This window comes from Affinundibacterium fentianense, assembly GCF_018139545.1.
Classification (GTDB): Bacteria; Pseudomonadota; Gammaproteobacteria; order Burkholderiales; family Burkholderiaceae_D; genus Undibacterium; species Undibacterium fentianense.
In genome coordinates this window covers 598,994-612,052 of sequence record NZ_JAGSPJ010000002.1, presented here as the reverse complement: position 1 = coordinate 612,052, position 13,059 = coordinate 598,994, and the positions used below count along the sequence as shown (strand labels likewise).

Sequence of the window (13,059 nt, the reverse complement as noted above, 5' to 3'; positions counted from 1 at the left end):
CGATGACTTTCCGCTGTGTGGTTTTGCTCTATCGGTAGCTTAGTAACTCTGGTCTCCCATCCAATTCCAAGTGAGCAGTGCTGTTCAAATCGCGTAGTCGTATTTGTTGCGTGCTGACCTTCAGACGTGTGACGCCTGTATTCAATAGGCTGGCGTTGAGTTCAAAAATATGTTGATCGTTAATTCCAAGAATTGGCTGTAGTAAGACTGAGATCGTGCCGCCAGAGGTGAATATGCCGATATTCTTGTTGTGCTCCGTGCCTTCAAGGAGGTCGATCACTTTGCGTAATGCCATTCGGCAGCGTTGCTGAAATGCGATCCAACTTTCGCTGTAGTCATCGAATTCGCCGCTAGTCCAACGTGTCATTGCTGCGCTGAACAGCGAATGGAATGCGCGTCGTGGATCCGACTGTTGTGCGATTGATTTTTTTAGGTCAGAAAAATGATCAAACTCGGGGCTATGCTTGAGTAAAACTTCTTCGTGCATAAATTCATTGAAACCTTGATCCACTAGCCAATTTTGTTCAAGGATCGATGCTTGGGTAGTGCCAAAACTTTGTAGACAATGTTGGGCCGTTTGTCGATGGCGTCGATTCCCACCGATGACAACATGGTCAAGAGTTTGTTTGGTGCGAGACAGCCATTCGCCTAACTTGCGTGACTGTTCTTCTCCAAGTGACGAGAGCTGATCGTAGTCGTCAGCATCGAAACTGGCTTGTCCATGTCGAATAAGATAAATGTAGCTCATACTTCCAATCAAAAAAATACTTAAGGATCGTTTCTGTCCGTCACTGGTTCGAAGGCTCTTTTGCTCCCGCTGCTTTAGCGCGAAGTCTCTTTTATCAATCGTGAGCAACGTTGTTCTAGGTACAAACTTAATTTTCCGAATTCAGCAAATGCCGGATTGCTGGTTTGTTGATGGAAAAAACGATAGTAGATTTGTTGCACAATGACAGCGAGTCGAAATAAACCAAAGATCGCGTAGAAATCGAAATGATCGACGGCATAACCCGTCTTTTGTGCATAGTAAGCTATGACTTCTTGGCGCGTTAGCATGCCCGGCAAGTGTGTAGGCTGGCGTCGTACTGATTGAAAAACTGCATCATCGTCGGCCTGTACCCAGTAGGCTAGGGTATTGCCCAGATCCATCAGAGGATCACCGAGTGTCGCCATTTCCCAATCGAGCACGCCAATTACTTCACAGGGCTTGCTGGGATTTAATACGACATTATCGAAACGGAAATCATTATGGATCAGGCAGGTGGCGGTGTCGCTTGCTGGCATGTGTGCTTGTAACCATTGAATGACATCTTCGAAATCGCCTACATCTTCGGTCTTCGCCTGTCGATAGCGATCAGACCAACCTTGCATTTGACGAGCGACATAACCCGCGCCTTTGGCAAGTGATGCTAGTCCGGCAGCTTGGTAGTCGATTTGATGGAGTTCGATTAACTTATCGATGACATTCAGGCAAAGTTGGCGGGTTTCGTTTGGACTTAGGACAAGTTCTTTCGGTAAATTTTTACGTGGAATGATCCCATGCAGTCGCTCCATTACGTAGAAGTCACAGCCCATGATGTGCTCATCTTGGCAGGTGGTGATCACGTGCGGGACATAAGGATAGACTGGCTTCAGCGCGCGCATAATGGCTGCTTCACGCAGCATGTCATGTGCTGATTTTGCGCGGTGGCCAAACGGTGGGCGCCGCAGAATAACGTCGATTTTTGGATAGTGGAGTAAGTAGGTTAGATTAGATGCTCCGCCTGCAAATTGTGCGATGTCGGGCGTTCCATTGAATGCGGGATTTTGGTCATGCAAAAACGTGGCGAGTTTGTCGAGATCTAATTCTTCACCCATGCGTACAGTCGTCGCTTGATCTAACATGCAATTTCCTTTCTTCCTTTTGGTCGCGCCAGCGCGATTTGAGATCTGGTCGCTGGTAAGCTGGTTGCGCTGCACTTTTACACGTCTGACACATCGCCTATAGCGGCGAGACGATTGGTGGTACGTTTCAATTCTAGTTTTGCGATCACTCCCCGATGCACTTCATCTGGTCCATCCGCAATGCGCAATACACGCGCATAGGCATATAAAGCAGTTAATGGGAAATCGTTTGATAATCCAGCGCCGCCATGAATTTGCATTGCAGCGTCGATAACATCGGTTGCGACATTCGGTGCAATCACTTTGATTTGCGAAATTTCGCTCATTGCTGACTTGACGCCAACCGTATCCATCATCCAAGCCGCTTTGAGCGTAAGGAGACGGGCTTGTTCAATGCGCATCCTTGCATTCGCAATGATGTCGGCATTGGCGCCTAACTTAGCCAAGGGTTTGCCAAATGCGACTCGCTGTAGTGCACGTTCGCAGAGTAATTCTAAAGCGTATTCTGCCGCGCCAATTGCGCGCATACAGTGGTGTATTCGACCCGGACCAAGGCGACCCTGTGCAATTTCAAAGCCTCGCCCCACACCGCCAATCACAGCACTAAGAGGAAGCCGAACATTGCGAAAGCTGACTTCGCCGTGTCCGTAGGGCTCATCAAAAGTATGGAAGACCGGCAGCATGCGCTCGATTTGCACTCCTGCGGTGTCGAGTGGCACCAAAATCATGGAATGTTGATGGTGCTTGTCGGTGTGTGTGTCATCGGCACTGACACTGCGTCCCATGAAAATAATGACTTTGCAATTTGGGTGACCGATCCCAGAGCTCCACCACTTGCGACCATTGAGAACGATTTCATCGCCTTCAACTACTGCAGTGGCTTGCATGTTGGTGGCATCGCTGGATGCAACCTCAGGTTCTGTCATACAAAACGCTGAACGAATCTGTCCAGCCATCAGCGGTTGTAACCAATCGCGTTTTTGCTGCTCTGAGCCATACTTCACCAACACTTCCATGTTGCCGGTATCAGGTGCATTGCAGTTGAAGACTTCAGGCGCAATCATCGATCGACCAGTGATCTCTGCGAGAGGTGCGTAGTCGACATTCGTGAGACGCGCGCCATCTTCTGGTAAAAACAAATTCCACAAGCTCGCATCTTTGGCTTTGCGTTTCAGTTCTTCCATGATTTCGGGTTGGCGCCACTGCGTCCAATCTGTACCACCTTGTAACTGTGATGCATAAATCTTTTCAGCCGGTATGACATGCTCGCGCATAAAGTTTTGTAGTCGTGCGATCAGGGCTTGTGCATTCTCAGAGTGTGCGAAGTTCATGGTGTACTTTCAAAAGGCAGCCTTAGCTTGGTGAAAATCCGTTTAATGGAGCATACGAGGAACGCTTAAATAATTCAAATGAATGATATGAATATGGCATAATGAATTTCATGCATATATCTCGTACCGATTTAAATTTATTTGTCGTGCTTGACGCTATTTATAGCCAGGGCAACATCACACGTGCTAGTCAGGTATTGAATCTGAGTCAGCCCGCGCTCAGTCATGCGTTGGCGCGCCTTCGGACGATGTTTGATGATCCTTTGTTTGTGCGTCAGGGGGCAACGATGGCGCCGACCCAATTTACCCGCAGCATCATTGTTCAAGTGAGACAGGGATTGCAGTGTTTCGAAGCCAGTTTGCACAGCGGACAGCGATTTGATCCAAGGCAAACGCAGCGCCATTTTCATTTGGGATTGCGCGATGTATTTGAAGCGACAATTTTGCCTCCTTTGTTGCGCCTTCTAGCGCAGGACGCCCCTGGAATACGATTGTCCAGCGTGCGGGTTGACCGACGCGATATCGAATCAGAATTGACCAGTGGTAGTTTGGATTTAGTGCTAGAAGTGCCTAGTCCTATGTCTGCGGCCATCCATCAACAAAGGGCATCGCGTGACCGCTTGGTCGTATTGTCACGTCAAGCACATACTAGCTTAGGGCCTGCGGGAAATACGTCGATGAGTTTGCAGCAATATCTTGGACAACAACATGTGCTTGTCTCTTCACGGCGCCAGGGAATGGGTTTGGAAGATATTGAACTTCATCGAGAAGGATGGCGGCGCGATATTGTCTTGCGTTGTCAGCACTACTTTGCGGCCTGTCGGGTTGTCAGCGAAACCGATTTGTTGTTAACCATGCCCGAACAATATGCAACCATTGCAAATGCACAATTTTCCAATTGTATTAGCGCCTTTCCATTGGAAACGCAAACGATTGATGCTCATCTGTATTGGCACGCTAGTGCCGAACGCGATCCAGCGAACGCTTGGTTGCGCCAGCAATTATTAGCATTGATGCATACACCGCAGTTGTAGCGCAGGCGCATTTTCGTGCAGTAGAAAAACTCTGCGGGATACCGTTACCGATCGACTCACGATCCTACCGTCATGACATAGCACGGGGGAATTCGATCGATGTGCTGTGGCAATTAGGTAAAATCAATCAAATCTATAAAATTAATTAAATTGATTAATGATTGGCTGCTCTCTAGAATGACTTGGGTAATAGATCGCTACTTCAACAGCCTAACAAATAACCAAGGAGTTACTATGTCCGATATTTCAAAATGCCCATTTCATGCGACTACTGCTGCTGTTAAGCACGCCGTTGCTCAAGGCGCGCCGAGTAATGCAAGTTGGTGGCCAAACCAACTGAAGTTGAATATCTTGCACCAACACGCACCAGCGTCCAATCCTATGGGCGAGGAGTTCAATTATGCAGAGGAATTCAAATCCTTGGATTTGCAGGCCATGGTTGCTGATCTCGAACACCTCATGACAGATTCTCAAGATTGGTGGCCTGCCGATTGGGGGCACTATGGTGGTCTGATGATTCGTATGGCATGGCATGCAGCCGGCACCTATCGAGTTACCGACGGACGTGGCGGTGCGGGTACGGGCAATCAACGTTTTGCTCCTTTAAATAGTTGGCCAGACAATGGCAATTTAGATAAGGCACGCCGTTTGTTATGGCCAATCAAACAGAAATATGGTCGTAAAATTTCTTGGGCCGATCTTTTCATCCTAGCAGGCAATGTCGCTTTAGAGTCCATGGGGTTTAAGACGTTTGGATTTGCTGGCGGCCGCGAAGACATTTGGCAACCGGAAGAGGACATCTATTGGGGTTCTGAGACAGAATGGCTGGCGACGAGCGATAAAGCGAATAGCCGTTATTCAGGTGAACGTGATCTGGAAAATCCTTTAGCTGCGGTGCAAATGGGTCTGATCTATGTGAACCCAGAAGGACCAGATGGCAATCCTGATCCCGTTGCTTCGGGCCGAGACGTACGCGAGACGTTTGCTCGGATGGCAATGAATGACGAAGAGACAGTGGCCTTGATTGCCGGTGGACATACTTTTGGTAAAGCACATGGTGCGGGTGATCCTTCTCTAGTTGGTCCCGAACCGGAAGCGGCTGGCATCGAAGATCAGGGATTGGGTTGGATCAATCAATTCGGTTCTGGAAAAGGTGTTCATACAACGACAAGCGGTATTGAAGGTGCATGGAAGCCCAACCCTACGCAATGGGATAACGGTTATTTTGATATGTTGTTTGGTTACGAATGGGAGTTGACCAAGAGTCCGGCTGGAGCAAAACAATGGGTTGCCAAGAATTGTAAGCCTGAGCACTTGATTCCCGATGCGCACGATCCTGCGAAAAAGCATGCTCCAATGATGACGACTGCAGATTTATCTTTACGTTTTGATCCAGCTTATGAAAAGATCGCGCGTCGTTTTCATCAAAATCCTGAGCAATTTGCCGATGCTTTCGCCCGTGCTTGGTTTAAGTTGACGCATCGTGATATGGGCCCTGTTTCACGTTATTTGGGAAATTTAGTCCCAAATGAAACTTTAATTTGGCAAGACCCGATACCAGCGGTCGATCATACTCTCGTGAACGCCAGCGATATTGCGGCTTTAAAGAAAACGATTTTGGATTCCAGTCTGCGTGCCGGATTAAGTATTGCGAATTTGGTTCATGCAGCTTGGTCGTCCGCTGCGAGCTTCCGTGGCAGCGATAAACGTGGTGGTGCAAATGGCGCGCGGATTCGTCTGTCACCGCAACGCGACTGGGCTGCGAATCAACCTATTGTATTGGCAAAGGTGATATCGCAACTCGAGGAAATTCAGACAACGTTTAATGCTGCCCAGTCGGACAATAAACGGATTTCCCTTGCGGACTTAATCGTATTGGCTGGTGCAGCTGCGATTGAAGCGGCTGCAGCGAAAGCAGGTCAAACTATTGAAGTGCCATTCATCCCTGGTCGTATGGATGCAGATCAAGCGCAGACCGATGTGGATTCGTTTGCCGTACTTGAACCAGCCGCAGACGGATTCCGCAATTACGTTAAAGCGGGCCTAGAGCATCATGCAGCGGAAATGTTGATCGACAAAGCCCAACTACTCAATCTAAGTGCGCCGGAAATGACAGTCTTAGTCGGTGGTTTACGTGTATTAAATGCAAACACAGGTGAGTCGCAGCATGGTGTTTTCACGCAACGTCCTGAAACCCTAAGTAATGACTTCTTTATCAATTTGTTAGATATGCGAACAAAATGGCAAACATCAAGCAAAGCTGCGGGTGTGCTAGAGGGGCGTGACCGTCAGACTGGCGAAGTGAAATGGACTGGCACGACTGTCGATCTCGTTTTCGGTTCGAATTCGCAATTACGCGCATTGGCAGAGGTCTATGCAAGTCAAGATGCGAATGCAAAGTTTGTCCAAGATTTCGTGTCAGCTTGGAATAAAGTAATGAATGCGGATCGGTTTGATCTGAAATAAGCAGTTTAGCCATCAACTCACAAAACATCGTGTTGTGAACACGGGTGCAATTTGACACGATGTTTTGTGCGCTTCCTATCTGACGCTAGGCGATTGCGGTAGCATCCTTTTTTTGCTCGACCGTATGTCATCTGTCAATTTACTGTATTTCAAAAAAATCATCATAGCTGTTGCAGAATGACGTTTAGTGCCAACGTCAATCGATTCCAACACGCTGTGCCAACTGTGGTAAGCAAGTTACTTTCCTCCTCGTTTTTTTACTGACGAAACTGGCAATTTCTTTCCCTTTCAATGTACCATCTGTCAGCGATGTTCAATTTGCGCGGAAACCAAAACCTCGCTCTATGCAGAGGTAAGTCAATGTTCACCTACGACTAGGTTGCCTATGGTAAGCGGTGAGTGCGATTGCAAGAATTCAACTGACGACGTAGTTTGTTTTGATCCTGCACATACGCAAAGCCAAATGAATACTGCATGCATTGACATCATCGCGTTCCGTGCAATATCCGTGCAATAAGTCATTGGAACCCGTTGATAGAAATTCTCGCGAAGGCCGAGTTAATGTCGTTGAATTGATCTAAGCTGGCAATTGCAGAACTTAACGAAATGTTCTTGTCGATTGATTTGATGCGTTCCCTGTTTTTTGCACAAACGAATTTCAGGAAGTCATTTTGGAAAGCTTCGATGATGAGACAATGGTTGAGCAGACTTTCACCGACTAGGAGCATGAGGGCACGCATCTCACTCGTGATGGGTATGCTTTGGTTATTGTTCGGTATCGCGTTGACCTTGTTTCTCGAAATGCGTTTCGAAGCAAGTTTGCAAACAGCAGCCAATGAATCTCTCGATGCGACAGCGGACGAAATTGCCCACACCTTGGTAAAAGATCTCCAAGACCGACAGCGAGAGCTAGCCCTCTTGGCCGATTTACTTCGCGAGGTTCAACTTACTCAAACCTCTGCCGTCGATGAAGTCATTAGCAACTTAAAGAAACGCCAGCCCATCTACGCATGGATAGGCTTGGCTGGAGCCGATGGACGAATCATGTCTGGCTCAGATGGATTGTTGTTGGGGGCGGATGTCTCGTCACGACCTTGGTTCAAAGAAGGTTTCAATGCTGATTATGTGAGCGATCCTCACGACGCCAAATTACTTGACCACTATTTCCGACGAGATCAAAGTGATGAGCCTGTTCGCTTTGTGGATGTGGCTGTCCCTGTGAAGGTGAATCAACGCGTTAGTGCAGTCCTATCCGCGCATTTATTTTGGAAATGGGTGCATGAAGTCGTCTCGAATACTTTGGAAAAACGCCGTAAAAAAACGCCGATTGAAGTGCTGATTGCTAATCGAGAAGGAAATTGGCTCTTGAAGTTTCAGGTTGCGCAAACTGAGGCTATTGGAGATATTCGCGCCGTGACATCGAATGACCAGTATTTGGTTGCGACCCAAAGAGTGTTAACCGATATTCCTAAAGAGGGGCTTGGTTGGACTGTTGTTGTGCGCGAACACAAACGATTTGCTCTTTCGGTCGTGGAAGAAAGTAGGCAAATGCTCTATGGGATTAGTATATTGATGGCAGTCCTATTTGCTGGAATCGCATGGATCGTTTCAGGTCGAATTGCCAAGCCGTTGATCCGCTTGGCTGATGCTGCCAAACATTTTGCTTTGATCCGTTCCGATACGGCTCATCCCATCGCGACGAAACGCTTGGATGAAACCAGTGTGCTAGACGCTGCGATGGATCATTTGGTTCATTACGATCTTCTAACAGGATTGTGCAATCGCACGGAATTATTAGCAAGTTTGCAGGACGCGATTTCTGAAGTTAGCGATGGCGACGTTTTGTGTGCTTTAGTCTTAATTAATTTGGATAATTTTGGCGTCATAAACAGCACGCGTGGGCATGATGTTGGCGATAAATTATTGATTGAAATTGCCAAACGATTGCAGTCGTTCGAAGATGATGACATGGTGATTTCGCGTTTAGGAGGTGACGAATTTATCGTTCTATTGAAACATCTTGATGTTGATCGCCACAACGCAGAGTTGAATGTCGAGAAAGTGGCGCAACAACTGATGGCAATCCTGGATGCACCGATACAGTTCCCGACTATGGCAATCGAATGTCCTGCCTCAATTGGACTGACAATAATAGGTGATGCCAGCATTAGCACTGATGACGCATTGAAATTTTCTGAGCTAGCAGTCGCCGAAGCGAAGCGGCGTGGTCGCCATCAGATTGTAAAGTTTGATCGCAGTTTGCTGGATCGTCTCTATGCGCGCGAGCAATTTAAGCAGGATTTTGTTGCTGGTATTACTTCACAGTTGCGCGTGTATTACCAAATGCAAGTCAATCAACAAGGACAAGTCGTCGGTGCTGAGGCCTTGGTGCGGTGGTTTCATCCAGAACGTGGCATGATCTCGCCTGCCATATTCATTCCATTGGCAGAAGAAACAGGTCTGATTGTACCCGTCGGGCGTTTTGTGATGAGAACCGCATGTGAACAGTTGAAGCTATGGGAAAGTGATCCACGCAGACAGCATTTAAGCATTGCGGTCAATGTATGTTCGCATGAGTTTAATGAGGCAAGTTACGTTCAGCAGGTGGAAGCTATTTTACGAGAAACTGGAGTGCGTCCTGAGAAACTCAAGTTGGAGTTAACCGAAAGTGCGTTGGCTTCCGATGTTGAATTGGTGGTCGCGAAAATGCGTGAACTACAAAAGTTTGGTTTGCGTTTTTCGCTTGACGATTTTGGTACGGGTTTTTCGTCATTAAGCTATTTGCGACTGATGCCGCTGAGTCAACTCAAAATCGACCAGTCATTTGTTCGTGATGTCACCACCAACTTGAATGATGCGTCCATCGTTCGAACAGTGATCGCTTTAGGAAAAAGTTTAGGCCTGAATGTGATCGCGGAAGGGGTAGAGACCTCCGAACAAAAGCAACTGTTGATGGAGTACGGTTGCGACTTGTATCAAGGCTATTTCTTTGGACGTCCGCAAGCTGCCGAAGAGTTCGAACGGGCAATGGATGAGCGCACGTCAAATTCAATCTAAATCCCGCCCCAACTTTCTAGACGTAGGTTTCACTTCGTTTAATCTTCAGAGATGTTGAGGTTCTTAAAGACTTTTAATGAGCCAATACATTGGTCGTTAGTGTTCAAAATATTTGAATGATGCTTTCAAATTCATTCATTCTATATGATGAATACTTACCTCATAATCTTACCTATCGCATCGCAAGCAAGTGGCTTGCGATGGGGAAAAATGAAAGGTAGGGAAAATCATGTTGAGCTTAAGAAAATCGCAGGAACGCGGCTATGCTGATCACGGTTGGTTGAAAAGTTATCATTCGTTTTCATTCGCCAATTACTATGATGCTGAACACCTTGGATGGGGCAATCTTTTGGTCATCAATGAAGATCGCATCGCCGCAGGCACCGGCTTTGGTACCCACGGGCACCGCGATATGGAAATTATCAGCTATGTTTTGAGTGGCGAATTGGCACACAAAGACAGTATGGGAAATGTCAAAGGAATACCTCCTGGTGACGTGCAGCGTATGAGTGCTGGCACTGGTGTTAGACATAGTGAATTCAACCACGCCGATGGTCAAACCACCCATTTTCTGCAAATTTGGATACAACCATCGCAATTAGGAATTCAACCCGGGTACGAGCAAAAAACGATACCAGCAGCGAGTAAACGCGGCGCTTTGGCATTAGTTGCGTCGCCAGATGGTGCCTTCGATTCTGTTTCAATGAACGCCGATGCTCGCCTTTACGCAGGATTGTTCGATGGTGCGGAGGAGGCAAGTTTAACTTTGAATGCTGAGCGCAAAGCATATGTGCATTTGATTCGTGGCGAACTGGAAGTGAATGGACAACAACTTGTCGGCGGCGACGCCTTAAAAATGGCGGGAGAAACGCGGATTTCGTTACAAAAGGGCCGCGACGCAGAAGTCTTAGTGTTTGATCTCGCGGCCTAGTATTGCGTTAGCGGGCGTTTTGTTTGGCACCTTTGTGCCACCTCGTATTTAATTATTTAGCAGACATTATCGTTGCATCGAGCTTCGCGTTAACCCGGGCTGCTCGGTGTTTCATATCTCAATTTATCAAAAGGAAACATCATGACAACAACTTTACAAAATGCAGGTGCCTTAGTAGGACGCTTATTGTTAGCGGGACTCTTTTTGCCAGCTGGCTTCGCAAAATTAAATGGATTTGAAGGAACTGTGGGATATATTGCTTCGGTTGGTTTGCCAGCCGCTACCTTAGCTGCTGCAGCTGCATTGGCGCTGGAAATTGTCGGTGGCCTGGCATTGATATTCGGCTTGGGAACACGGTGGGCAGCTATCGCGTTGGCATTCTTTACCTTGCTTGCCTCATTTATTTTTCATGCCTATTGGGCCGTCCCAGCAGACCAAGCGTATGTCACCCAATTATTATTTTTCAAAAATATAGCCGTCGCTGGTGGTTTAATGGTCTTGGCTGCATTTGGCGGAGGTCAGTGGAGCATCGATGCTCGTCGTGTGAGTTAGTTTCTTTGTTTTGAGCGAGACGCACTGTGTTAACAACCAGTGCGTCTCGATATTAAATTGGTGGTGGGAGTGTACTGCCGACCCGTGGATGCGATACGGATTGGAGATTTCTACCTCAATAACTCTTATGTGTCACAAGCACGAATCATGTGACTAATTCAAGCCACTTGTTCGAATTAAGTCTTGATGATGTTGATTGATCGTTATAACAATATTTTGCCCATTCGCCATATGGCTGAGCACGATCTCACTGGATTTCGTAAAACGATGTCCAATACGGATAGAGTATGATTTAAACAGCCAACTACCAAGTGATTGGGTGTATGTTGCCTCATCTAAATCGCGCCACTTGACACCTGCCACGCCCTTTTTCCAAGGTAAGATGCCGGAATAGATCCATACACCGACATCGTCAAAATAAAGGTGATAGCTCTTCAATTCAAGAAATTGATAGAGCAGCACGGCAAGTGAGCAAATGCCCACGACCACCCCAACACCTATTGAAAGAAGCGAAGCGAGTGGGGTCAGCACGCCTAGCAAAAGCAAGCCTAGCAAAACAACAGGGACATAAGCGGTCCATGACTTGCCACCGAGACTGGTGATGTTGGACGCGATACTGTTTTGATTTTCTTGATCCATGTGTACTCCAGAATAAATCGATAGCTAAAAAAATAAAACCGAAAATTAACACAATTGCAAATGAATAACAATTCTCGACACCATAGCAATTCAAAATTGCACACCTACGTTTAAGCATGGCGTGGCGTCGTTTATAAAACTTCAGCGAGGATAAAGATTCAATGGCATCATTTAAATTATTTGTATAATTTTGGACCTCTGACATTGGGATGTAATGAACTCTCCGCGCGATGTGTTAACGCCAGCAGCTTTGGCCATGCTGCAAGTGATTGCTGATTCAGGTAGTTTTGCGGCCGCCTCACGGCAACTCAATATGGTTCCCAGTGCTTTGACGTATCGCGTACGCCAAATTGAGGATGCGTTGGATGTTCTACTTTTTGATCGCAGTTCACGCCAAGCAAGGTTGACTGCCGCTGGCTCGGAATTATTGGAAGAGGGACGCCACTTTCTACTTGAAATCGATGCGATCGCGAATCGTGTAAAGCGTGTCGCAACAGGATGGGAACCGCAGTTGACCATTGCAATCGATAGTATTATCGACCGAGGTACGGTGATGGATTTGTGTGAGGATTTTTTTCAAATGAAGCCACCCACCAAGTTAAAATTGCGCACGGAAACCTTGTCTGGGACCTTAGAAGCGCTGATGACGGGGCAAGCAGATTTAGCGTTAGGCGCTGTCATGGATGCGCATCCTAAGGGGGGCTTGCAACGCGAGTTGTTGGGGTGTGTTTATTTTGCTTTTGCGGTTGCACCGCATCATCCCTTAGTGCACGCACCTGAGCCTCTGTCTGATCAAGTGATTCGTCAACATCGGGCAGTCGCAATTGCAGATAGTGTGCAACATGGTCGTAGCATGTCGATTGGCCTATTGAGTGGTCAAGATGTGTTCACAGTAGCGGATTTACCCGCAAAATTGGATGCGCAGGTACGCGGTTTAGGCGTTGGTTTCTTGCCGACCTGCGTGGCTCAGTCATATTTGGATACGGGACGACTGGTCGAGAAAAAAGTTGAGCGAGCACAACAACGCGTACAAAGTTATTATGTGTGGCGTCGGGCTGCGAAACAGCAGCAAGGAAAAGCCTTGCAATGGTGGCTTGAACAGTTGGCGCAACCTGTGACACGTGAGGCGCTTTTAGGTATTCGTCAGAAGTATGCCTAGTAGCGC

Annotated in this window: 10 protein-coding genes; 6 read left to right on the top strand and 4 right to left on the bottom strand. The window is 47.3% G+C overall.

Annotated features, from left to right (window positions below; genetic code table 11):
• Positions 1-28: 28 nt before the first annotated feature.
• From KDM90_RS07370 to KDM90_RS07360, 3 genes are all read right to left on the bottom strand, one after another.
• On the bottom strand, positions 29-748 hold the full coding sequence (locus KDM90_RS07370; protein ID WP_212674926.1) for a histidine phosphatase family protein: 720 nt from the start codon (positions 746-748) through the stop codon (positions 29-31).
• 74 nt (positions 749-822) lie between these two features.
• Complete coding sequence (locus tag KDM90_RS07365) at positions 823-1,884, bottom strand: phosphotransferase family protein (protein ID WP_212674925.1); 1,062 nt, start codon at positions 1,882-1,884, stop codon at positions 823-825.
• A 77-nt stretch (positions 1,885-1,961) separates the two neighbouring features.
• Positions 1,962-3,215, bottom strand: a complete 1,254-nt coding sequence (locus KDM90_RS07360; RefSeq protein ID WP_212674924.1) for an acyl-CoA dehydrogenase family protein — start codon at positions 3,213-3,215, stop codon at positions 1,962-1,964.
• A 110-nt stretch (positions 3,216-3,325) separates the two neighbouring features.
• Between KDM90_RS07360 and KDM90_RS07355 the strand changes: the two genes are divergently transcribed.
• The 5 genes from KDM90_RS07355 to KDM90_RS07335 all read left to right on the top strand — a co-directional run bounded on the left by KDM90_RS07355 (position 3,326) and on the right by KDM90_RS07335 (position 11,255).
• Entirely contained in the window at positions 3,326-4,249 is a 924-nt protein-coding gene (locus KDM90_RS07355; protein WP_212674923.1) for a LysR family transcriptional regulator, read from the top strand.
• Positions 4,250-4,483: 234 nt separating this feature from the next.
• The gene (gene katG, locus KDM90_RS07350; protein WP_212674922.1) at positions 4,484-6,715 is read left to right on the top strand and encodes a catalase/peroxidase HPI; all 2,232 of its coding nucleotides are present in this window, start codon (positions 4,484-4,486) and stop codon (positions 6,713-6,715) included.
• A 726-nt stretch (positions 6,716-7,441) separates the two neighbouring features.
• Positions 7,442-9,772 carry a bifunctional diguanylate cyclase/phosphodiesterase gene (locus KDM90_RS07345; RefSeq protein ID WP_212674921.1) on the top strand — a complete coding sequence of 777 codons (2,331 nt, stop codon included), beginning with the start codon at positions 7,442-7,444 and terminating at the stop codon, positions 9,770-9,772.
• A 229-nt stretch (positions 9,773-10,001) separates the two neighbouring features.
• On the top strand, positions 10,002-10,703 hold the full coding sequence (locus tag KDM90_RS07340; RefSeq protein WP_212674920.1) for a pirin family protein: 702 nt from the start codon (positions 10,002-10,004) through the stop codon (positions 10,701-10,703).
• A gap of 141 nt (positions 10,704-10,844) precedes the next feature.
• Positions 10,845-11,255 (top strand): DoxX family protein, encoded by a 411-nt coding sequence (locus tag KDM90_RS07335; RefSeq protein WP_212674919.1) that lies wholly within the window; start codon positions 10,845-10,847, stop codon positions 11,253-11,255.
• Positions 11,256-11,408: 153 nt separating this feature from the next.
• Here the strand turns inward: KDM90_RS07335 and KDM90_RS07330 are convergent, their stop codons facing one another.
• Positions 11,409-11,894, bottom strand: coding sequence for a hypothetical protein (locus tag KDM90_RS07330; protein WP_212674918.1), 486 nt, complete (start codon positions 11,892-11,894; stop codon positions 11,409-11,411).
• Between the two features lie 214 nt (positions 11,895-12,108).
• Between KDM90_RS07330 and KDM90_RS07325 the strand changes: the two genes are divergently transcribed.
• Complete coding sequence (locus KDM90_RS07325; RefSeq protein WP_212674917.1) at positions 12,109-13,053, top strand: LysR family transcriptional regulator; 945 nt, start codon at positions 12,109-12,111, stop codon at positions 13,051-13,053.
• The last annotated feature ends 6 nt before the right edge of the window (positions 13,054-13,059 follow it).

Coding starts and splice junctions, on each gene's coding strand:
- KDM90_RS07360 (WP_212674924.1), bottom strand. CDS start 3,215: ATGAACTTCGCACACTCTGAGAATGCACAAGCCCTGATCGCACGACTA.
- KDM90_RS07365 (WP_212674925.1), bottom strand. CDS start 1,884: ATGTTAGATCAAGCGACGACTGTACGCATGGGTGAAGAATTAGATCTC.
- KDM90_RS07370 (WP_212674926.1), bottom strand. CDS start 748: ATGAGCTACATTTATCTTATTCGACATGGACAAGCCAGTTTCGATGCT.
- KDM90_RS07355 (WP_212674923.1), top strand. CDS start 3,326: ATGCATATATCTCGTACCGATTTAAATTTATTTGTCGTGCTTGACGCT.
- KDM90_RS07345 (WP_212674921.1), top strand. CDS start 7,442: ATGAGGGCACGCATCTCACTCGTGATGGGTATGCTTTGGTTATTGTTC.
- KDM90_RS07330 (WP_212674918.1), bottom strand. CDS start 11,894: ATGGATCAAGAAAATCAAAACAGTATCGCGTCCAACATCACCAGTCTC.
- KDM90_RS07340 (WP_212674920.1), top strand. CDS start 10,002: ATGTTGAGCTTAAGAAAATCGCAGGAACGCGGCTATGCTGATCACGGT.
- katG (WP_212674922.1), top strand. CDS start 4,484: ATGTCCGATATTTCAAAATGCCCATTTCATGCGACTACTGCTGCTGTT.
- KDM90_RS07325 (WP_212674917.1), top strand. CDS start 12,109: ATGAACTCTCCGCGCGATGTGTTAACGCCAGCAGCTTTGGCCATGCTG.
- KDM90_RS07335 (WP_212674919.1), top strand. CDS start 10,845: ATGACAACAACTTTACAAAATGCAGGTGCCTTAGTAGGACGCTTATTG.